The organism is Virgibacillus salexigens, from assembly GCF_014905415.1.
GTDB lineage: Bacteria > Bacillota > Bacilli > Bacillales > Amphibacillaceae > Virgibacillus > Virgibacillus salexigens.
The window spans coordinates 936,850-957,344 of record NZ_BNEO01000002.1; the positions used below are offsets into that span (position 1 = coordinate 936,850).

23 protein-coding genes and 1 other annotated feature are annotated in these 20,495 nt (G+C 36.5%); of the genes, 7 read left to right on the forward strand and 16 right to left on the reverse strand.

Features of this window, described 5'->3' with window-relative positions; all coding sequences use genetic code 11:
* Position 1 precedes the first annotated feature (1 nt).
* The 7 genes from JKP73_RS12650 to sigK all read left to right on the forward strand — a co-directional run bounded on the left by JKP73_RS12650 (position 2) and on the right by sigK (position 5,375).
* Positions 2 to 340, forward strand: coding sequence for a Na(+)/H(+) antiporter subunit C (locus tag JKP73_RS12650; protein ID WP_021291041.1), 339 nt, complete (start codon positions 2 to 4; stop codon positions 338 to 340).
* Positions 333 to 1,814, forward strand: coding sequence for a Na+/H+ antiporter subunit D (locus JKP73_RS12655; RefSeq protein WP_021291040.1), 1,482 nt, complete (start codon positions 333 to 335; stop codon positions 1,812 to 1,814). The genes JKP73_RS12650 and JKP73_RS12655 overlap by 8 nt, the downstream gene beginning before the upstream one ends.
* 7 nt (positions 1,815 to 1,821) lie before the next feature.
* A complete protein-coding gene (locus JKP73_RS12660; protein WP_021291039.1) occupies positions 1,822 to 2,298 on the forward strand; it encodes a Na+/H+ antiporter subunit E in 477 nt (158 codons plus the stop codon).
* A complete protein-coding gene (locus JKP73_RS12665; RefSeq protein ID WP_021291038.1) occupies positions 2,295 to 2,609 on the forward strand; it encodes a Na(+)/H(+) antiporter subunit F1 in 315 nt (104 codons plus the stop codon). The genes JKP73_RS12660 and JKP73_RS12665 overlap by 4 nt, the downstream gene beginning before the upstream one ends.
* Complete coding sequence (mnhG, locus tag JKP73_RS12670; RefSeq protein ID WP_021291037.1) at positions 2,590 to 2,964, forward strand: monovalent cation/H(+) antiporter subunit G; 375 nt, start codon at positions 2,590 to 2,592, stop codon at positions 2,962 to 2,964. The genes JKP73_RS12665 and mnhG overlap by 20 nt, the downstream gene beginning before the upstream one ends.
* 101 nt (positions 2,965 to 3,065) lie before the next feature.
* The gene (locus JKP73_RS12675; RefSeq protein WP_200411350.1) at positions 3,066 to 4,544 is read left to right on the forward strand and encodes a UDP-N-acetylmuramoyl-L-alanyl-D-glutamate--2,6-diaminopimelate ligase; all 1,479 of its coding nucleotides are present in this window, start codon (positions 3,066 to 3,068) and stop codon (positions 4,542 to 4,544) included.
* Between the two features lie 126 nt (positions 4,545 to 4,670).
* Complete coding sequence (gene sigK / locus JKP73_RS12680) at positions 4,671 to 5,375, forward strand: RNA polymerase sporulation sigma factor SigK (protein WP_021291035.1); 705 nt, start codon at positions 4,671 to 4,673, stop codon at positions 5,373 to 5,375.
* Between the two features lie 37 nt (positions 5,376 to 5,412).
* On the opposite strand, the gene JKP73_RS12685 is transcribed toward sigK, so the two are convergent.
* The 16 genes from JKP73_RS12685 to mnmA form a co-directional block, all read right to left on the reverse strand.
* Complete coding sequence (locus JKP73_RS12685) at positions 5,413 to 5,649, reverse strand: YrhC family protein (protein WP_021291034.1); 237 nt, start codon at positions 5,647 to 5,649, stop codon at positions 5,413 to 5,415.
* A gap of 76 nt (positions 5,650 to 5,725) precedes the next feature.
* Positions 5,726 to 6,415: a 5'-methylthioadenosine/S-adenosylhomocysteine nucleosidase gene (gene mtnN / locus JKP73_RS12690; RefSeq protein WP_021291033.1), complete on the reverse strand. Its 690-nt coding sequence runs from the start codon at positions 6,413 to 6,415 to the stop codon at positions 5,726 to 5,728.
* A gap of 25 nt (positions 6,416 to 6,440) precedes the next feature.
* On the reverse strand, positions 6,441 to 7,130 hold the full coding sequence (locus JKP73_RS12695) for a YrrS family protein (RefSeq protein WP_021291032.1): 690 nt from the start codon (positions 7,128 to 7,130) through the stop codon (positions 6,441 to 6,443).
* A gap of 432 nt (positions 7,131 to 7,562) precedes the next feature.
* Positions 7,563 to 8,039, reverse strand: coding sequence for a transcription elongation factor GreA (greA, locus tag JKP73_RS12700; protein ID WP_038243491.1), 477 nt, complete (start codon positions 8,037 to 8,039; stop codon positions 7,563 to 7,565).
* A 189-nt stretch (positions 8,040 to 8,228) separates the two neighbouring features.
* A complete protein-coding gene (udk, locus tag JKP73_RS12705) occupies positions 8,229 to 8,861 on the reverse strand; it encodes a uridine kinase (RefSeq protein ID WP_021291030.1) in 633 nt (210 codons plus the stop codon).
* 24 nt (positions 8,862 to 8,885) lie between these two features.
* The gene (locus JKP73_RS12710; protein WP_021291029.1) at positions 8,886 to 9,521 is read right to left on the reverse strand and encodes an O-methyltransferase; all 636 of its coding nucleotides are present in this window, start codon (positions 9,519 to 9,521) and stop codon (positions 8,886 to 8,888) included.
* 82 nt (positions 9,522 to 9,603) lie between these two features.
* Entirely contained in the window at positions 9,604 to 10,722 is a 1,119-nt protein-coding gene (mltG, locus tag JKP73_RS12715) for an endolytic transglycosylase MltG (RefSeq protein ID WP_021291028.1), read from the reverse strand.
* 124 nt (positions 10,723 to 10,846) lie between these two features.
* The gene (locus JKP73_RS12720; protein ID WP_021291027.1) at positions 10,847 to 11,134 is read right to left on the reverse strand and encodes a DUF1292 domain-containing protein; all 288 of its coding nucleotides are present in this window, start codon (positions 11,132 to 11,134) and stop codon (positions 10,847 to 10,849) included.
* Between the two features lie 11 nt (positions 11,135 to 11,145).
* Positions 11,146 to 11,559 carry a Holliday junction resolvase RuvX gene (gene ruvX / locus JKP73_RS12725; RefSeq protein ID WP_200411351.1) on the reverse strand — a complete coding sequence of 138 codons (414 nt, stop codon included), beginning with the start codon at positions 11,557 to 11,559 and terminating at the stop codon, positions 11,146 to 11,148.
* Positions 11,556 to 11,828, reverse strand: coding sequence for an IreB family regulatory phosphoprotein (locus tag JKP73_RS12730; protein ID WP_021291025.1), 273 nt, complete (start codon positions 11,826 to 11,828; stop codon positions 11,556 to 11,558). Before JKP73_RS12730 ends, ruvX begins: the two co-directional genes overlap by 4 nt.
* Positions 11,829 to 11,959: 131 nt before the next feature.
* Positions 11,960 to 14,602, reverse strand: coding sequence for an alanine--tRNA ligase (alaS, locus tag JKP73_RS12735; protein WP_200411352.1), 2,643 nt, complete (start codon positions 14,600 to 14,602; stop codon positions 11,960 to 11,962).
* A 56-nt stretch (positions 14,603 to 14,658) separates the two neighbouring features.
* Positions 14,659 to 14,868, reverse strand: a binding site (T-box leader).
* Positions 14,869 to 14,978: 110 nt separating this feature from the next.
* On the reverse strand, positions 14,979 to 15,998 hold the full coding sequence (locus JKP73_RS12740; protein WP_234447110.1) for an AI-2E family transporter: 1,020 nt from the start codon (positions 15,996 to 15,998) through the stop codon (positions 14,979 to 14,981).
* Positions 15,999 to 16,110: 112 nt separating this feature from the next.
* Positions 16,111 to 16,305: a YrzR-like zinc ribbon domain gene (locus JKP73_RS12745; protein WP_021291022.1), complete on the reverse strand. Its 195-nt coding sequence runs from the start codon at positions 16,303 to 16,305 to the stop codon at positions 16,111 to 16,113.
* Positions 16,306 to 16,375: 70 nt separating this feature from the next.
* Positions 16,376 to 18,679, reverse strand: coding sequence for an SF1B family DNA helicase RecD2 (recD2, locus tag JKP73_RS12750; RefSeq protein WP_200411353.1), 2,304 nt, complete (start codon positions 18,677 to 18,679; stop codon positions 16,376 to 16,378).
* Positions 18,680 to 18,704: 25 nt separating this feature from the next.
* Positions 18,705 to 19,367: a tetratricopeptide repeat protein gene (locus tag JKP73_RS12755; RefSeq protein ID WP_021291020.1), complete on the reverse strand. Its 663-nt coding sequence runs from the start codon at positions 19,365 to 19,367 to the stop codon at positions 18,705 to 18,707.
* Between the two features lie 14 nt (positions 19,368 to 19,381).
* The gene (gene mnmA / locus JKP73_RS12760; protein WP_200411354.1) at positions 19,382 to 20,494 is read right to left on the reverse strand and encodes a tRNA 2-thiouridine(34) synthase MnmA; all 1,113 of its coding nucleotides are present in this window, start codon (positions 20,492 to 20,494) and stop codon (positions 19,382 to 19,384) included.
* Between the last annotated feature and the right edge of the window lies 1 nt (position 20,495).

Consider the following 20,495-nt stretch of genomic DNA (forward strand, 5'->3'; position numbering starts at 1 on the left):
TATGGAAATTATCACTTCTATTTTAGCAGGAGTGCTTTTTGCTACAGCTATCTACAATATTTTGCAAAAACAATTGCTACGAATTGTTATTGGTACAGCTTTGCTGTCCCACGGTGCACATATTCTTATTCTCACGATGGGAAGGTTAAAAACAGGACAGCCTCCTGTATTAACCGAAGGCATTTCCGATTATACGGATCCACTACCACAAGCATTAATTCTTACATCCATTGTAATTAGTTTCGGAGTCACCAGTCTCCTATTAGTTCTGGCCTATCGTACGACGAAAGAGAATAATACAGATAATATGGAACAATTAAGGGGTAACGAAAATGAGTAATTTAGCGGTATTACCAATCATCATTCCATTAATATCAGCAATCATTCTGATTTTCTTTAATCAAAAAGTCAGAGTATCCAGGGCACTAACCAAACTGTTTTCCTTAATCAGTTTAGCTACAGCTGGTTATATTACATGGCATGTTTTTGATAAAGGCACCATTGTAATGGAAACAGGCGATTGGATGGCTCCATATGGAATCATTCTAGTCATGGATGGCCTTGCAGCGGTATTGGTGCTAACAACGAACCTGATTGCAACAGCCTGTGCTTTCTATGCACCTCACGCCGAATTAGATAAAAGGGAGAATTTCTATTTTTATCCCTTTTTCTTTTTCTTAATTACTGGTGTGTCTGGGGCATTCACAACTGGTGATCTATTTAACCTTTTTGTATTCTTTGAAGTATTACTTATGGCTTCGTATGGCTTAATTGTGTTAGGCGGGGGCAAAGTACAGTTAAGAGAATCATTAAAATACTTACTCATTAACTTATTTTCTTCTATGCTGTTTGTTACCGCAATCGCTTTTCTATATTCCGTTGTAGGAACTGTAAATATGGCACAAATTGCCCAAAGAGTACAAGAGGTAGATCAACAAGGAATATTAACAACGATAGGGATATTACTGTTTTTTGTATTTGCTACCAAAGCTGCCCTATTCCCGTTATATTATTGGCTTCCTAAATCGTATATTGTACCGAACCCAGTTATATCGGCTTTATTCGGTGCATTATTAACAAAGGTAGGAATTTACTCGATTTTACGTGTATTCTCATTAATCTTTATCCATAAAACAGAGTTGACACATGAGATGTTTTTATGGATTGCTGGATTATCAATGATATTTGGTGTTATTGGTGCATTATCTACATCCAATATTAAATTAATCATTGCTTATAATATTATTCCAGCTATTGGGTTTATTATATTAGGCATTGGCTTATTAAATCCAGATGGAATAAGCGGTACTATCTATTATCTGATTAACGACATGATAATCAAGTCTGCCCTATTTTTACTCGTCGGAGTAATTGCATATGTTGCTGGAACCTCCGACTTACGTAAAATGGGAGGGCTTATTCACCATTATCCGATGCTAGGATGGCTCTTGTTTATTTCCGCGTTGGTTTTAGCTGGCCTGCCGCCATTCAGCGGATTTATTGGCAAGCTTCTTCTATTAAAAGGTGCATTTGAGCAGGGTGAAATAGCTATTGCCATTGTTGGCCTAATCACTAGTTTACTTATCCTTTACTCCGTTATAAAGATATTTATAAATGGGTTCTGGGGAGATAAAGAAACAATGGGTGACATACCAAAAAAATCTACAAAAGGGTTACTTGGTCCCATCGTTATTTTATTGGCAATTTCTGTACTGTTAGGTGTTGGAGCAGAATTCTTCTATCCGAGTATCGAGTCAATTTCTACTTACCTGCTTGATCCGGAAATCTACATTGATTCTGTGTTAAAGGAGTAGTTGTTAAATGGCCTTTCAGATTGTAATTAACTTAATTATTGCATTCATGTGGATGTTTTTAAGTGAATCGTATTCTGTTCCAAGCTTTATCGCTGGATATCTGTGGGGAATTCTTCTCTTATTCCTATTGAGACGATTTGTCCCAGACACGTTTTATTTACGACGTGTTATAAAAATTGTGCGATTAATCCTGCTCTTTATCAAGGAACTATTCTCCTCAAATATGGATATTGTGAAGTTAGTTTATACACCAAAGCCAGATGTTGAGCCTGGTATCTTTGAACTTCCAACCGAGCTTAAAAGTAACTGGGAAATTACCTTATTAGCTAATCTAATTTCGCTAACACCGGGAACGCTATCTGTAGCAGTTTCTCGTGATAATACAAAACTATTCATTCACGCCATGCATATTGACGACAGTGATGCTTCCATATTATCGATCAAGAATACTTTCGAAAAAGCAATTATGGAGGTGACACGATGACAGATAATATTTTAGCTGCAACAGAAGATTTACTATCTGTTGTTGTAATCGTTTGTTTTATAGGTGTTGCTATTTCATTAGCATTCTTATTGTATCGAGTGATTGCTGGCCCGACTCAACCAGATCGGGCAGTGGCTCTTGACGCAATCGGAATTAATTTAATGGGGCTGGCAGGTTTATTGGCAATACACATTGTTACGACAAAACTGAACGATGTCATTTTATTAATTGGAATCCTAGCATTTCTCTCAACGCTTGCAATTGCAAAATATCTAGAAAAGGGTGTTATCATTGATAGAGACTTGGATTAGCATCATTTTAAATATACTTGTAATTGTATTTATTCTTGGTGGAACATTCTTTATTTTATCGGCATCTATCGGGATTGTTCGATTCCCAGATGTTTATACGAGATTACATGCCGCTACAAAGGCATCGACATTAGGAATTGCATGTATTCTTATTGGAGCTTTTCTTTATCTCTATTTAGCACACGGTATTGTTAGTGGTAAATTACTTTTAGCTATCGTATTTATTCTTTTAACAGCTCCCGTTTCAGCTCATATGATTGGCAGAGCTGCGCATGCTTATGGAGTAAAACCACATCTTAAAAATCGCAGAGATGCTTATCAGGATGCAATCAATGAATATACAGAGAATCAATAACAAAAGAAGTGACCGTCTCCCGACAGTCACTTCTTTTTCATAAATATTTATTTTCTACTCGGATAAAATATAGTTACTTTAAAGGATGAGAGGATACAATCATGAAAACACTGGAATTACTGGAAAATCTCCATTTAAAGCAAATTCACGGACATCTACCGGAATGCGTTAATTCGATACATCAAGATTCTAGGGAAGTTACCAACAATTCCTTATTTATTTGTATTTCTGGTCATAAGCAGGATGGTCATGATTACTACCATGATGCAATAAATAACGGAGCTAATATTATTGTCGCTGAGAAGCAGTTAGAAATAGATTTTAACAAATCTGCATTCATCCTAGTTCCTGATACAAAAAGAGCAATGGCACAACTAATCAATAAATTCCACAACTACCCTTCTTCTCAAATGACACTATTCGGGGTCACTGGTACAAATGGTAAAACGACAGTTACAACCTTAATTCAAAAATTACTTCAACGATGCGGGATAAAATCAGCTTTAGCTGGTACAAACGGCTTTCAAATCGATAACAAAAAGTACTATACCGAAAACACCACGAGCGATGTACTCACAAATCAAGCTTTACTAGCTCTATCACGTGATCAGCATGTAAGAAAGGTGGTTATGGAGGTATCTTCCCATGGCTTAGCCCAAGGACGTCTATGGGGAATTGACTATGATATCGCAGTTTTTACAAACCTTTCCCAAGACCATCTAGACTATCATCAAACGATGGAAGCATATGGCTATGTAAAAGGGCTTTTATTCGCGCAGCTAGGTAATGATATGTCCAAATCAAAATATGCCATTCTTAACCAGGACGACCCTTGGTCAGAAACATATAAGATGGCTACTTCAGCCGAAGTTATTACTTATGGCTTACAAAAAAATGCTGATTTCAGAGCATTTGCCATAAACTATACAATCAATGAGACAACATTTACTTTAGAATATCCTGAAGGCAGAGTTACTATCGCTATCAACTTATTAGGCGAGTTTAATGTTTATAACACATTAGCTGCTCTTGCTGCCCTATACGCAGATGGCAATGATATAAAAACGATGATCCATTTTTTACCTGAAATTTCTAATATAACCGGGAGAATGGAGAAATTAGTTGTAAATGCGCCAATTACGATGTATGTCGATTATGCTCATACGCCAGATGCCATCGAAAAATGTATAAAAACAGTTGCTCCTTTTAAACAGAAACGCATCATTTTAGTAGTTGGTACTGGCGGTGAACGAGATCGAGAAAAACGACCGTTGATGGCAAAAAAAGCTTCACATGCTGATGTTGTTATCTTGACAGTGAACGACCCAAGAACTGAAGCAAGCGACAGAATCATTCGAGATATGGAAAAGGGGATGCTACACGATGATTACCTACTCATATCCGATCGCAAACAAGCTATTGAACAAGCGATTCGAATTAGTGAGCCTGGAGATACCATTATTTTTGCAGGTAAAGGACAAGAAAATTATCAAATTATTGGTGAAACAAAACACCCACATAATGACGCACTTATCGCCACTGAATTTGCCAATTCTAAATTCCAACGTAACACGGATTAAAGTACAGGGCTTTATTTATTGTTAAGAGCATAAATTTTTAAAGGACAGACACTTTCTACCTCCTCCGTACATAACAATAAGGTATAGGTGATGGCCCAGACCGTAATATGGAGGAGGAGGATATATTTGTCCGGCATTTTAAGTGCCTTAGCACTTCTTATTAAAGAAGCAATGTTCTTTGTTTCCTATGTTAAAAATCACGCTTTCCCTCAACCCTTACCACCAGAAGAAGAAATAGAATATATTAAACAAATGCAGGACGGAAGTGAAACAGCAAGAAATAAACTAATCGAACATAATCTCCGATTAGTGGCACATATTGTTAAAAAGTTTGAAAATACAGGAGAAGATGCAGAAGACCTTATTTCAATTGGCACAATTGGCTTGATTAAAGGAGTTGAAAGTTATTCCACTGATAAAGGAACAAAACTTGCAACTTATGCAGCTCGTTGTATTGAAAACGAAATACTTATGCATTTACGTGCGTTAAAAAAAGTAAAAAAAGATGTTTCCCTGCACGACCCTATTGGCCAAGACAAAGAGGGAAATGAAATTAGTCTTATCGATATTTTGGAAGCCGAGAATCAAAATATTATAGAATTTATCCAACTCAACATGGAAATAGAAAAGATGGAGGATTATTTCGCTATTTTAGATAATCGAGAAAGAGAAGTCATTGTTTATCGTTACGGCCTTAATGACCAACAAGAGATGACCCAACGAGAAATTGCGAAAAAATTAAACATCTCTCGTAGTTATGTATCACGTATTGAGAAGAGAGCATTAATGAAAGTATTCCATGAGTATTATCGGAAGGAACGAGGAAGATAACGTGCGATCTAAACCAAAGGAGCGCTAGTCTTAAAGATTAGCGCTCCTCCTCTATTTCTTGTTTTATTTGTTTTTGTTTAAATGCAAGCCCTATTCCTAGTACCACAGATAGGAATGCTAAAATCAGTAACACTGGTCCATCGTTAGAAGGTCGAATAAAGGTATTGATCATAGCCCCCAACCATAAGTAACTAGCTAAGATAAGCAAGGCTCCAATAAATCGTTGATAGTCCTTAAATTTATTTTGTAGCTGTTTCAGCCGCTCATTCACCATTATAGCCCTCCTTCTACTTATAGATCGTATCATAGATTAATAGGTTAAGCAGGAGGTAATTAATGGTAAATTATAATTAGATTTCTCTCACTAATTTAATAATTAGATTTGCCGCATTCGTTGCTGCCGTTTCTAGAAATGCATCAAACGATATTGAAGATTCCTTACCAGCTATATCTGACAACGCTCGAATAATTACAAATGGCGTTTTGTATTGATAACAGACTTGCGCTACAGCAGCAGCCTCCATCTCAGCGGCTATCATCGTAGGAAATTTTTCACGAACAAATACTACACGATTAGGATCTGACATAAATGAGTCCCCTGTAGCAATGATGCCTTCTTTTGAGCGGATTCCCATTTGCTGAACTACTTTTGTAGTTTTAGTTACCAATCCTGCATCTGCATCATACATTGCAGGCATACTTGGTACTTGACCATATGCATAGTCAAATGCTGTTGCATCCACATCATGATGGACGACCTGAGTAGATATTACAACATCTCCTACTTCTAATTCTTTTGCAAAACCACCTGCAGATCCTGTATTTATAATGCAGTCAACTGTAAATCGCTCATGCAGAATAGTTGTTGCCATTGCAGCATTAACCTTACCTATTCCAGATTTTAATAAAACGATAGCTTGTCCATTAAGTTTACCACTTATAAATAAACAGTTGGCAACTTCTTTTTCTTGTTTTTCAGTCATTGTCTCTAATACTAGAGCAACCTCTTCATCCATAGCACCAATGATACCTATTGTCATGGCTTCTCCTCCATCACACGCATTCTTAATTTGTTTCTACTTGATTCAATTTTTCTACTTTTGTTGGTTTCCAACCGTTATTATCAACCCATGATAAATAAACTCGGTATATCTCTGTATTATCAGAGTTAGACACTGTTGCTTCTACTTTCTGGTCTCCTCCATTACCTACCCAATGGGTAACCATTGAACTTTCATCGAGGCCAGTCACTTCTGCTGCTGCTCGAGCTATCTCAATTCGATCTTGAGATCCATCATTATAATTCGTAGTATGCGGTCCTTCCTGTTCTGTTCCAATTGGCTCCCAATCACCCGTATAAGCTTCAACCACATTACTATTAGATGATTCAACTTGTTCCTTTTCTACCTCTGCATTATTCTCTGCTTCCGTATCCTCTTCTGTGGATTCTTGTTGATCATTATTCTGGTCCTGGTCTTCTTTATTTGCAGCATCTTCTTCGCTATCTCCTCTAGTAAATTGGTCTCCACTGCTATTATTATCCTCATTATTATTTTCTTCTTGCTCGGATTGATTTTCAGAATTTGATGAGTCGGTTTCTTCTGACGTATTATCCTCGCCACCACCAAATATCAAAAATCCAAGAAATATTATGATTAGAATGGCAACTACCACAAGCAAAATGGAAATAGACTTCGTATTTTTTCTACGTTTTTCAAATTTATTTAGTCTCGAACCTTTATCTAAATCACTCATACTTTTAGCCCTCCCATATCTACTCTACTATAATATCATATTTTTGAAGCAGAAGAATATGATAGAGATATTACAATTGTATCTTAACATTAGACAATTTGTTGTTTCTTCCTAATAACCTAACAGCGGCACTCTAAAAGTGTAGACGCAACAGGATGTTTTTCCGTGGATAGAACTTCACTTTCTCTGAAAGATCTCCAGTTTAATTGGCTGTCGTAACGTACTCGTTTTTTATTCTCCTATCAAAAAAGCAGGCAAACCAGTTTGTAGAAAATCTCTTTTTCTCTCTCATTACATTATGCCTTTCTTCTGACCTAGAGACACGACACGCAATGAATCATAGAGCCAACCGATACAGTTCATTTTGAACTTCTTTAAATAAAGATGGCTGTCGAGTTTCTCGACAGCCTGAAAACGGGCTATGCTCGTTTTTTAGTCAACCTTTACAATTTTAACCTCGATTTCTCCTCCTGGAGTTGTCACCGTAACTTGAGCACCTACTTCTTGTCCAAGCAGACTTTTAGCCATGGGCGAATCATTGGATATCTTTCCTTCAAAAGGATCCGCTTCTGCACTACCTACGATTGTATAGGATTCTTCATCACCATCAGGAAGCTCTTGGAAGGTGACTGTATTACCCAATGAAACAATATTTGGATTATCATTATCATTTTCAATGATTACTGCATTACGAATCATTTTCTCTACTTGTGCAATTCTTGATTCTACAAAGGCTTGATCGTCTTTAGCCGCATCATACTCCGAGTTCTCAGAAAGATCCCCAAAATCACGTGCTACCTTTATGCGCTCAACGACTTCTTGTCTTCTTTCTGTTTTCAAATAATGTAATTCTTCTTCTAAATTTTTCTTTCCTTCTTGAGTCATATAATAACTTTTCTCTGTAGCCATTCTAAACACTCCTTTTTATTCCTTTAGTAACCTCTTAAGGATTACTAACCCCTTTTAATTAATTGACATTGAGTGAATAAACATATTGAAATAACCAAGATATGATTTTCATGTCTCAATTACCTGAAAAAATGTACTAAACATTACTATGGCAGACTTCTTACAAATTTTCAACACTTTTCTTTAATTCTAGGTTTGATTTTTGAAAAGTATTTTTTCAATCTTTGTTGCCATAATGTCTATTGCTACATGGTTTTGTCCACCTTCTGGAATAATAATATCTGCATATCGTTTCGTAGGTTCGATAAATTGCAAATGAGACGGTCTTACATTATTAATATACTGATCGATTACAGAGTCTAAAGACCGGCCCCTCTCATTTATATCTCGCATCAGGCGACGAATAATACGTAGATCTGCATCCGTATCAACATATACTTTAATATCCATTAAATCCACTAATCGAGGATCCTCTAGAATTAAAATCCCTTCTAGAATAATCACATCCTTTGGTTGGACCAGAATGACTTCTTCTGATCTTGTATGGATTTTATAATCATAAACAGGTTTATTAATTTCTTTTCCCTTTAGCAATGCATGTATATGTTCAATTAACAAATCATTATCAAAGGCCAGTGGATGATCATAATTTGTATTTAACCGCTCCTCGAAGGGCAAATGACTTTGGTCTTTATAATAATAATCTTGTTCAATAACAAGAATGGTTTGATCGGAAAATCGCTGGCATATAGAGCGTGTGACAGATGTTTTACCGCTGCCGCTTCCACCAGCCACGCCAATTACTACTGGTCTATCCTGCATGGATAAGGTACTCCCTTCTAAGCTTCACTTCTTTAAACTAATTGCAACTCCATCTCCAATTGGTACAATAGTCGTTGTAAAATCTGGATGATGCATAAGCCATTCATTATAATTATCGATTTTTTTGACCATATTCTTAAATCTTGCTGGTGCCAGCTCTTGCTGGGCAACATACCCCCTAAATAAAACATTATCAGTTAGTATCATGCCCGCTTTATTTAAATAAGGTGCTGATTGCTCAAAAAACCGTCGATACTGACCTTTTGCTGCATCGATAAATATTACATCAAATAATTGATCTTTTTGCAAATTATTTAATTGTTCGAGTGCATCCCCATGAATAACATGTATTTGCTCTTCTTTACCTTGCTTTTGAATATTCTTAATTGCTTCCTGATAACGCTGTTCATCCTTTTCGATTGTGATAATACTAGCGTTGGGAACTGCCTCCAGCATCCTTAATGCAGAATATCCAATTGCTGTTCCGATTTCCAAGATGTTGATGGGGTGTTTTAGACGTAGCATTTGTAGTACAAAATGCATACTTATTGGTTCCATAATAGGTATTTTTTCTGTTTTTGCTTTTTTTTCTAGATCACTGATGTTTTCTTCTCTTGCTGGTAAAATCTTCGATAAATAGTTTATTATTTGTTCATCCATGAAATACCCTCTTTTTAGAATAAATCGGATTCATCCCCCTTCTCATTTAAAATGAAACAGGGGGATGAATCAGTATGGCAAGTTAATTCATATGCTCTTGTTTATTTTTATTATGCTGCTCTAGATTTTCTGCATAATATATCTCTCCATCTCCATCATGTAGAAAGTATAAGTAATCAGAATCTTCAGGGTTCAATGCTGCTGCTAAAGAGCTTTCAGCATAGCTACCAATCGGACCAATAGGTAAACCTTCTACATAATATGTATTATATGGAGACTCTATTTCCAAATCTTCATAAAGTACTCGTTCTTTATGTTTGCCTAATGCATATAATACGGTTGGGTCTGTCTGTAGTTTCATACCTTGTTCAATGCGGTTATAGAAAACACCAGCAATCTTTTTACGTTGTTTTGCTGTACTTGCCTCCTTTTCTATCACCGAAGCAAAGGTAACGGCTTCATGGACAGAAAAATTATTCTCACTAATCTCATCAAGGTATTTAGATACCACTGTATCTGTCTTTTTCATCATTTCATAAATAACTGTTTCAACACTTGGTTCTTTTTCATAAAATTCATAAGTAGATGCGAATAAGTAACCTTCTAGTGGCGTCCGAATTTCTGGATTTAAAATGTCATCCGATAAAATAGAAGGGTATGCTTCCATTAATTGCTCGATAAAGTTCCTGTTATTTACCTTGTTTAAAAAGTCTTCTTTTGTAAAGCTTAATTCTTTTGCATAAATTTCTGCTAATTCTTCCACAGTCTTTCCTTCAGGAATCGTTATCGAATGTACTGGTTCTGCCATAATTTTGCCATTTTTCAGTGAGTCAATGATTTCGTCTAATTTCATCCCAGTTGTAAATGTATATTCACCAGCCTGAAAATTAGATTCATTATTAAATTTTATGTAAAAACGAAAAACAAGCGCATCTTTAATAACTCCGTTTTTCTCTAGAATAGAAGCAATCTGTGAAGATGATGAACCAATTGGTATCGTTACTTTCACTTCTTCATTACTTTCTGGATCCACTGGCTCAAGCGCAGATTTTACATATAAATATCCAGAAATACCACCTATTAACAAAATTAACAATAAAGCGATAATAATAATAGATACAATTTTACGAACGGTTTTGGCTTCTTCACTACGAGCCTCGAGGTTGTCCCTGAAATTGCTATTCTTTTTATCTTTGGACATGAATATCCCCCTCTCATTCCGCTATATTATACTAAAAATCGCTATTATATTCCATTAATTTTATTCTGAAACATAAAAAGCTGATGTCAGAATGTGACATCAGCTTTCATAAATGAAGTGGAACTTATACTTCGTTCTCCTGGTCTGCTAATGTATGGAGCATCTCTTCAACCATTTCCCATTCCTTGTCAGACTCGATTGGAAATAAGGATAAATCATCCTCATCATTATCTTTTTCTTCATAACGAAAAGCATAAACTTCTACTTCTTCATCCTCTGACTGTTCTACAGGGATAACAGCAATATAGCTTTGTTTTGTTTCATCCACATCAAAGGTAAACAATACCTCAAATAGATGTTCTTCTCCATTTTCATCAGGAATAATAATTCGCTCTTTTTCTTCTAATGCCATCTTTTCACTCCTTATCCTTGGTCTAAGTAACCTTGTAAAATCATAACCGCAGCCATTTTATCAATGACCTTCTTACGCTTTTTCCTACTCATATCAGCTTCTAATAAAACTCGTTCCGCAGCCATCGTCGTTAAACGCTCATCCCATAGTTCGGTCTCAATACCATGCATGTTTTTAACATGTTCTGCATAAGCGATCGACATTTCTCCTCGTTCACCGATGGTACCATTCATGTTCTTGGGAAGTCCAATAATAGCTTTCCCTATCTGATGCTCATCTATTAAAGCTTTTATTTCTTTATCTGCAGAAGTAATCTCTTCTTCATTCCATTTTAATGTGGTAATTCCTTGTGCTGTCCAACCAAGTGCGTCGCTAACAGCGACACCAATGGTTTTGGACCCAACATCTAATCCAAGTAATTTCATTGTTCATCCTCGGGTTGCTGCTCTAAGTAAAATTTAACCAGTTCTTCAATTACTTCATCACGTTCAATTTTCCGAATTAGATTACGCGCATCATTATACCGTGGGATATATGCTGGATCACCAGAAAGTAAATAACCGACAATCTGATTGATCGGGTTATATCCTTTTTCTTTTAATGCTTGATGCACAGTGAACAGTATCTCCTTAACATCCTGGTCAAATGGTTCCTCCGAAAAATTGAACTTCATCGTTTTATCAATTGAACTCATCATGACACCTCGATCTTAGAATCATTCTGAAAATGACCCTTAGTGAAATCATTTTCAGAATGTAAGCTTCTTCTATTATCTTAACATGATTATAGAATTAATTATATCTTTTTTACTAGCCGATATACAAATTAGCGATTGGTTTGTTCTATTACATAATCCTTCACTGTAGACAATGCTTGGATGATTTTGCTTGCATCTTTCCCCCCAGCTTGAGCCATATCAGGACGTCCACCGCCACCGCCGCCACAGGCTTGCGCAGCTTGTTTTATGAGTTGACCAGCATGAAATCCATTATCCATTAGATCTTTCGATACACCAGCAGCTAATTGAACTTTTCCGTTGCTTTCCATCGCTAATAGAATGATTCCCGACCCAAGTTTTTGTTTTAAATCATCCACCATATTGCGTAATTGATTCATATCTCCGACATCTACTTTTTCTGCCAATATAGGAACCCCTTCGATGGTTTCTACGTTATTAAGAATAGATGATGTTTCAACATTGGATAATTTAGCACGTAAAGACTCTTTTTCCTTTTGCATATCTTTGATGTCTTGGAATAGGCTTTCTATTTTTTCAGGTACTGCTTCTTCCGCTGATTTTAGCAATTGGGCAGACTGGTGGAGCACACCGAGTTTTGACGATAAGAACTGATAAGCTTGCTTGCTCGTAACTGCTTCAATTCTTCTCGTTCCAGCACCAATGCCACTTTCGGAAACTATCTTAAACAAACCGATTTCAGCCGTATTTACTACATGACAACCGCCACATAACTCAATACTATAATCACCGATTTTAACTACCCGTACAACATCACCATATTTCTCACCAAACAATGCCATAGCTCCCATATTCTTTGCATCTTCAATGTTTTCATGTGTGATATCAAGCGTAATGGCATCCCAGATTCTCTCATTTACAATTTGCTCTATTTGCTCCAGCTCTTCCTTGGATAGTGCTTGATAATGAGAAAAATCAAAACGAAGACGTTCTGGAGTAACAAGTGAGCCAGCTTGATTTACATGTGTACCAAGTATATCTTTTAAAGCTTGGTGAAGTAAATGGGTAGCTGTATGATTTTTCACAATAAAGCTTCTCGTTACTAATTCCACTTCCGCTTTCACTGTTTCCCCTAGTGAGAAAGAACCTTTTGTAACTCGAATACGATGAATATGTTGGCCTTTTGGAGATTTTTGTACATCCTCTACTTGTGCAGTGGCTGTCTCCGTATAGATTACCCCTTTATCAGCTATTTGTCCTCCACTCTCTGCATAAAACGGAGTTCGGCGCAGTAAAACATAAACCTCTTCATCTACACTAACATCACGAACCGTTTTACCATCTTTTATTAAACCCTCGACAGTTGTTTCAGTTTGGGTGTAATCATAACCAATGAAATCACTTTCCGCATCGATCTCTGAAAGCGCTCCGTCTTGCACCTGCATGGAGTCTACTTTTTGACGAGCATTCCTAGCACGTTCTCTTTGCTTTTCCATTTCCTTTTGGAATCCTTGTTCATCAATGGTAAACCCTTTAGCTTCGACATACTCCTCGGTTAACTCTTTAGGGAATCCATACGTGTCATATAAACGAAAGACCTCCACACCAGGGAATACCGTACTTCCTTTTTGCTCTTCTCTCTCCATGATGCTTGTTAAAATCTCTAAGCCATCATGTAAGGTTTCATGAAAACGTTCCTCTTCTACTTTGACCATATTCTTAATAAACGTTTTTTTCTTAACTACTTGATCATAGAAGTCTTTCATGATATCAGCTACTGTATCAACTAATTCAAACATAAATGCTTTCTCAATACCGATCTCCTTAGCAAATCGAACGGCTCTCCGAAGTAATCTTCGTAATACATACCCTCTTCCTTCATTCGAAGGTACTGCTCCATCACCAATCGCAAAACTAACAGTACGAATATGGTCCGCTATTACCTTAAAGGCAGTATCTCCTTCTTTACTATCGCCGTAAGCAACCGATGCTAATTCTTCTGTCTTTTTGATGATCGGCATGAATAAGTCCGTCTCAAAATTTGTTGGGACATCTTGAATAACGGAAACCATTCGTTCTAATCCCATTCCTGTATCAATGTTTTTCTTTGGTAGAGGTGTATACGTATCATCAGGATTATGATTGAACTGGGAAAATACCAAATTCCAGATTTCTAGATAACGTTCATTTTCCCCGCCCGGATATAATTCAGGGTCATTTGGATCTTTTCCATATTGTTCTCCGCGATCATAAAAAATCTCCGTATTTGGTCCACTTGGACCTTCACCAATATCCCAAAAATTCTCTTCTAATCGAATAATTCGCTCTTTTGGTACACCAATATCATGTAGCCAAATATCATAAGCTTCATCATCTTCTGGATGTACGGTTACAGAAAGTAACTCTTCGTCAAATCCGATCCATTTATCACTCGTTAGGAATTCCCATCCCCATTCGATCGCTTCTTTTTTGAAATAGTCACCAATAGAAAAGTTTCCTAACATTTCGAAGAATGTATGGTGTCTTGCTGTAAACCCTACGTTCTCAATATCGTTTGTGCGAATCGATTTTTGTGCATTTACAATACGTGGGTTATCTGGTATTACCCGACCATCAAAGTATTTCTTCAATGTCGCCACACCACTATTAATCCATAGTAGTGTAGGGTCATCCTTCGGAACCAAAGAAGCACTTGGTTCTACCCGATGCCCCTTTTCTTTAAAAAAATCAATAAACATTTGTCGAACTTGTGCCGATGTTAATTGCTTCATCTTTCCTTCCTCCCGAAACGTAATAAAATGGAATAAAAAAATCCCCTCTCTGCTAATGCAGGGACGAGATATATTCGCGGTACCACCCTAATTATGAATACAAGTTGTATTCACCACTCAGTCATTGTAACGGTATGACACCGACGGGAATTAACCGCACTCCAGTTTAGCTTTCCATGACGCTACCTTTAGGGTTTCTTACAGCCAATGAAAACCCCTCTCTTGAAAGAGCCTATCATGTACTTCGTAACTTTCAACGAATTCAAATTGTAGTGTTGTAAGCGTAATTATAGAAAACATCTTGTTGAATGTCAATAAAGAAGGCTTCTCGTGACATATTTGTAGTAAATGGCTATAAATGATTTCATGGGACGTATTACTCTTCGTGACTTGTATTCAGCTTCATATTAACTTTTCGCCATTCTATCACATGTTTAACAATTACTTTGACAATCGTCATTAAAGGGACGGCGATCACCATTCCGATTACACCGAATAACTGACCACCTAATAACAATGCAAAGATGATAGCTGCAGGATGGATATTTATACTTTTTCCAACTATAAATGGTGACAACAAGTTACTTTCGATTAATTGAATAGCAAAAACCGATAATATAACAAAAATCACTAGTTTTCCTGATATGGTAAATGCAATTGCTACTGCTGGAATAGCACCAATTATTGGCCCAAAATAAGGAATCAAGTTGGTTATACCCATTAATACAGCTAAGAGTAATGCAAAATCCAAGCCTAATAAGAACTTAAAAATTATAAAGGTAGTCAAACTAACAAATAAACAAACAATTAATTGTCCACGAATATAATTACCCAAAGTCTCATCAATGGCATGAACCATTTTGCTTGATGTCGAACGGTATTTTTTTGGTATAAACCCTTTAAAAAAGGCTTTCATTTTGTTATAGTCTTTCAAAAAGTAAAAAACTAAAACTGGGATTACAGTAAGTAGAATAACCAAATCAAAAACCTTCGTGAAACCATTAACTAACCGTGACAGCAACTGGTCCAGACTGCTTTCGATTCGGGCAAAGAGCTGATCAAATTTATCATGTACTGTTTCAGGTAAGAAGGAAGTATATTCATACATTTGGTAAACAAGCTGTTCATACATCTTTATAAATTGAGGAAATTGATCATTTAGCTCTCTTACCTGATACACAATCATGGGATATACACGATAAATTAAATATGCCGTCCCACCAAAGAATAGGATGTAAATCAAAAGAACAGCTATCCCTTTTGGTATATTATAATAATGTAATTGATTAACAATTGGGTATAATAGATACGCTATTAAGCAAGCGATAAGAAAAGGAGCAAATAGATGCCATAGAAACAAAAAAACTGTATGGTAGAACGGAAACAGTTTAATCATTAAATAAAGAAATAAAAACAGGGATATGCCGATCAATAACCAATATAGGAAATTCAAGCTTTTATTACCCTTAAACATATGCACAGTTCCTTAATTATACAAGCTGAACAATTTATGGATTCCCATAAAAGGTTCGTTCATCCTCACTGAATAAATCATTAAGTGAACTTAATGAACCATCGGCTTCAACTTGATGAATCGTTAATTTATTATTGATTACTGACATCTCAATAAAACAGTTCCAACAATAATACTGCTGGCTACCTATTTTCCCAATATCCTTTCCATTACAATTCGGGCATCGCATTTATGAAGGCTCCTTTTATCCATATCTGATATTACCATGCTAACCCGATTGAATGATGTTTATACCTATCTCACATGAAATCATAGGGCGACAAGTTATCCTCTTCACTTTCATATGCGTTATCTATAACCTGATCATCCAGTTTCATCTTCAAGTTTTTATTTAAAGATGTATAACGTCGGTTCGTATCTATCATTCCAACTCCTTGTATAAAAGCTTGCTCCTCACCACAAATAACTAATGATTGCTTGCTTCTTGTTATAGCAGTATATAAGAGATTTTTTCTTAGCATACGACGGTAAGTACGTACTACTGGCAATATAACAATAGGAAACTCACTTCCTTGCGACTTATGAATGGAGATACAATACGCAAGCATAATATTTCGATAATCCTTCCGTTCATATACTACCTCTTTATCATCGTAGGCTATCACAAGCTGTTCTACCTGATCTATGTTTTCTTCTTCTCGGAAGATAGCCACTACTTCTCCAATATCTCCATTATAGACGCCATCTTCCGGCTGATTGATCAGCTGAATTACCTTATCTCCTTTTCGAAACAGTCCATCTTGTGTTTTCACTTCTCTTTTTTGGTCTGTTTTTGGGTTTAGTATTGCTTGAAGCTCTTGATTAAGTTTAGTTATTCCTGCTTGCGAACGATACATGGGTGCTAATACTTGAACCTCTCTCACATCAAATCCTTTGTCCACTGCTCGTGTAAAAATTTTAATAATCACATCAACCATCTGTTGTTCATTGCATGAGATAAAACTGAAGTCTTGATCGTTTTGTAAATCGATTACTTCTTCATTTTTAATTTGATGAGCTAGTTGAATAATCTTTGATCCCTCTTTTTGTCTATACACTTCCGTTAAGCGCACAAATGGAATTCGCTCCGTCTTTAATAAATCTGAAAGCACTTGACCTGGTCCTACAGATGGAAGTTGATCTTCATCCCCTACAATTAATACCTGCATATCATCAGGAATTGCTTTAAATAATTGATTTGCAAGCCATATGTCTACCATCGAAAACTCATCTACAATTAAAAATTTCCCGGTTAATGGCTCATCTTCATTTTTATCAAACCCACTAATCCCATCCCATCCTAATAAACGATGAATCGTCTTAGCAGGAAGATTGGTAGATTCTGTTAATCGTTTCGCAGCTCTTCCTGTTGGTGCAGTAAGAATAAATGGAAACTCGTCCATATTATCGTAATCTTTTGGATCTAAGGATAATTGGTGAATCGTTGCAAACGCATTTAAGATTCCTTTAATAACGGTAGTTTTACCAGTTCCAGGCCCTCCCGTTAGAATCATCAACTTCGAATGGATGGATTGATTAATCGCAGTAAATTGCTCTTTCCCATACGAAAGAATCTCTGTTTCCTCAATTTCACCTATTATTTTCATTAATTCGGCCATTGGTGTTCGTTGTTCAATTGGTTTCGTTAACACTCGTTTCAGATGTGTACCAAACCCATCTTCAGCATAATAGAGAGACGGCAAATACACATTACCATCCTGAATAATAAGGGATTTATCCCCATTTAAAGCTACTAAGCGGTCAGTGATGATAGTTTCCGTCAACTCAGGAGAGGCTAATAGTTGATCAACAAGAGAGACACATTCACTTACTGGCAAATAAACATGTCCATCTTGAACAGATCGTTGTAAAGTATAAACACAACCTGCACCAATACGGTTCGCATGAGTTGTAGAAATTCCCATTTGTGCAGCAATTTCATCAGCGGTACGAAAGCCAAATCCCTCAATATCAAAAACAAATCGATATGGATCTTCCTCAATTAAAGCTATGGCCTCATCTTTATAGTATTGATAAATTTTCTGTGCCATTTTTAAACCAATGTTGTAATTAGCTAAATATACTGCAACATGCTCAAATCCCTGGTTCTCTTGTAACGTCTTACGCAAGGATTTAGCGGATTCCTTTTTAATCCCATTAACTTCTGATAGTGCTTCTTCATCATCCATGATTTTTGAAATTGCATTCTCACCTAATTGATTTACAATTTTTTCAGCGGTTTTCGTTCCTATACCATAGAATAAATCACTAGATAGATATGCAATTAAACCATCTTTTGTATCAGGAATAAATGTTTTATAGGATGTTACTTTATATTGCATACCAAAGCGAGGATGTTTTTCAAAGATACCAAAGAAATAATAACTTGTTCCTTCTTGTAAACTAGAAAAATACCCCTTAATAACAATGTCTTTTTCACTATAAGCTTCATTCGTTTCCAACACGTTTATTTTAGCAATCGAAAACTGTTCCGCTTCATTATGAAAAATGGTATGAATTAATTCGCCTCTAATATAGCCTTTACTTTGTTTATCCTCTTCCATCCAAGAAACACCAACCTATTTCAACTTACGATTCGTTTAATAACGCTTCGGTTTTTTCTTTCCCGTTCGCAGCTAATATATGTTCTGGTTGTATACGCAATGCCTCATTAAAATAGGTGAGGGCTTGTTCTAAACGATCTTCAAACAAGGCAACAACACCTAAATTATAATTGGCATCGCTATGATTTGTTTCCAGTGACAAAACCTTATGAAAGATTTTTTCAGCATCTTTCAAATGATCACTTTGAGCGAGTGCAAGACCATATTGGAATAACGAATCCTGATTATCCGGATCTAGTTCCGTAGCTCGCAATAAATAAGGAAGTGATAATTTATATTGTTCTTGATGTTGGAAAGTCATTCCTAAAAGAAAATAAACATCTGGTTCTTCCAAACCTAGTTCAATTGCTTTCTGAAAGTTTTCTAATGCTTTAGGGTAGAGTGATTGCTCATAATACAGATTACCAAGTCCATAATACGCTGTTGCTGCATGTTTATCTAACTCCATTGCCCGTTCATAAAAACGCTGTGCCCTAGTAAAATCATTCATGTGAAATAACAAATTTCCAAAATTAATATAACCAACGGGGTCTTCCGGGTTTTCTTCGATAACTTCTGTGAACAATGCAGCTGCTTCTTCAATTTTATTTTCTTGCATGTAAGCTATAGCTTGTTTTATCTTATCCACGGTAAAACTCCTAACTATCCAACATAATCTAACATTTGGTCCTGTTTTCTTACCTCATCAATTGTTCCGCCACCGAGACAAACGTCTCCATCATAAAAAACAACAGCTTGTCCAGGAGTGATTGCGCGTTGACTTTCTATGAAATCAACTTTCACCCGATTATTTTCTAAAATGGTAACTTTCACTTTGCTATCTTGTTGACGATAACGAAATTTCGCACTGCAAATAAACGTATCATTAAGGTTTTCTGAGTGGATCCAATTCACATCGGTCGCAATCAGTGCATCTGAATATAGCTTATCATTATCATACCCTTGTCCTACATAGAGCACATTGTCCTTTAAGTTCTTGCCAACAACAAACCACGGTTCCCCTGATCCACCAATTCCCAGTCCTTGACGTTGCCCGATCGTGTAATACATCAAACCATCATGGCGACCTTTGACCTCACCTTCTAATGTTTGCATTTCACCAGGTTGAGCTGGCAGGTATTCGCTCAGGAACTCTTTGAAGTTACGTTCTCCTATAAAGCATATTCCAGTGCTATCTTTCTTTTCTGCCGTAGCAAGACCATGTTCTTTGGCTATCTTACGAACTTCTGATTTGGGGAGATGTCCAAGTGGAAACATTACTTTAGATAAAACATCTTCTGATAATTGGTTGAGAAAATAAGTTTGATCCTTATTATCATCCACGCCACGTAACATGTCATACCGTCCATGATGTGCTTTTACTTGCGCATAGTGTCCCGTAGCTAAATAATCAGCGCCTAAAGACATCGCATGTTCCAAGAAAGCCTTAAATTTAATTTCTTTATTACACATGACATCTGGATTCGGTGTCCTTCCTGCTTTGTATTCATCTAGAAAGTACGTAAATACTTTATCCCAATATTGCTTTTCAAAATTAACAGCGTAATAAGGAATATCCAGTTGGTTACAGACACGAACAACATCCTCAAAATCTTCCGTCGCTGTACACACCCCAAATTCGTCCGTATCATCCCAGTTCTTCATAAAGATCCCTACAACATCATAGCCCTGCTGTTTTAAGAGTAAAGCAGCTACAGAGGAGTCAACGCCCCCACTCATACCAACTACAACTCTTGTGTCTTTATTTTCATTCATA

What these genes read in the sequence shown, in the direction of transcription:
- JKP73_RS12675 (WP_200411350.1), top strand. Translation starts at nt 3,066, where the DNA reads ATGAAAACACTGGAATTACTGGAAAATCTCCATTTAAAGCAAATTCAC.
- alaS (WP_200411352.1), bottom strand. Translation starts at nt 14,602, where the DNA reads ATGAAGCAATTAACATCGGCACAAGTTCGACAAATGTTTATTGATTTT.
- mltG (WP_021291028.1), bottom strand. Translation starts at nt 10,722, where the DNA reads ATGTCCAAAGATAAAAAGAATAGCAATTTCAGGGACAACCTCGAGGCT.
- mnmA (WP_200411354.1), bottom strand. Translation starts at nt 20,494, where the DNA reads ATGAATGAAAATAAAGACACAAGAGTTGTAGTTGGTATGAGTGGGGGC.
- mtnN (WP_021291033.1), bottom strand. Translation starts at nt 6,415, where the DNA reads ATGACAATAGGTATCATTGGTGCTATGGATGAAGAGGTTGCTCTAGTA.
- recD2 (WP_200411353.1), bottom strand. Translation starts at nt 18,679, where the DNA reads ATGGAAGAGGATAAACAAAGTAAAGGCTATATTAGAGGCGAATTAATT.
- JKP73_RS12665 (WP_021291038.1), top strand. Translation starts at nt 2,295, where the DNA reads ATGACAGATAATATTTTAGCTGCAACAGAAGATTTACTATCTGTTGTT.
- JKP73_RS12695 (WP_021291032.1), bottom strand. Translation starts at nt 7,130, where the DNA reads ATGAGTGATTTAGATAAAGGTTCGAGACTAAATAAATTTGAAAAACGT.
- JKP73_RS12685 (WP_021291034.1), bottom strand. Translation starts at nt 5,649, where the DNA reads ATGGTGAATGAGCGGCTGAAACAGCTACAAAATAAATTTAAGGACTAT.
- JKP73_RS12710 (WP_021291029.1), bottom strand. Translation starts at nt 9,521, where the DNA reads ATGGATGAACAAATAATAAACTATTTATCGAAGATTTTACCAGCAAGA.
- ruvX (WP_200411351.1), bottom strand. Translation starts at nt 11,559, where the DNA reads ATGAAATTACTTGGATTAGATGTTGGGTCCAAAACCATTGGTGTCGCT.
- udk (WP_021291030.1), bottom strand. Translation starts at nt 8,861, where the DNA reads ATGCAGGATAGACCAGTAGTAATTGGCGTGGCTGGTGGAAGCGGCAGC.
- JKP73_RS12655 (WP_021291040.1), top strand. Translation starts at nt 333, where the DNA reads ATGAGTAATTTAGCGGTATTACCAATCATCATTCCATTAATATCAGCA.
- JKP73_RS12650 (WP_021291041.1), top strand. Translation starts at nt 2, where the DNA reads ATGGAAATTATCACTTCTATTTTAGCAGGAGTGCTTTTTGCTACAGCT.
- JKP73_RS12660 (WP_021291039.1), top strand. Translation starts at nt 1,822, where the DNA reads ATGGCCTTTCAGATTGTAATTAACTTAATTATTGCATTCATGTGGATG.
- JKP73_RS12740 (WP_234447110.1), bottom strand. Translation starts at nt 15,998, where the DNA reads ATGATTAAACTGTTTCCGTTCTACCATACAGTTTTTTTGTTTCTATGG.
- JKP73_RS12720 (WP_021291027.1), bottom strand. Translation starts at nt 11,134, where the DNA reads ATGGCATTAGAAGAAAAAGAGCGAATTATTATTCCTGATGAAAATGGA.
- greA (WP_038243491.1), bottom strand. Translation starts at nt 8,039, where the DNA reads ATGGCTACAGAGAAAAGTTATTATATGACTCAAGAAGGAAAGAAAAAT.
- JKP73_RS12730 (WP_021291025.1), bottom strand. Translation starts at nt 11,828, where the DNA reads ATGAGTTCAATTGATAAAACGATGAAGTTCAATTTTTCGGAGGAACCA.
- JKP73_RS12745 (WP_021291022.1), bottom strand. Translation starts at nt 16,305, where the DNA reads ATGCGATGCCCGAATTGTAATGGAAAGGATATTGGGAAAATAGGTAGC.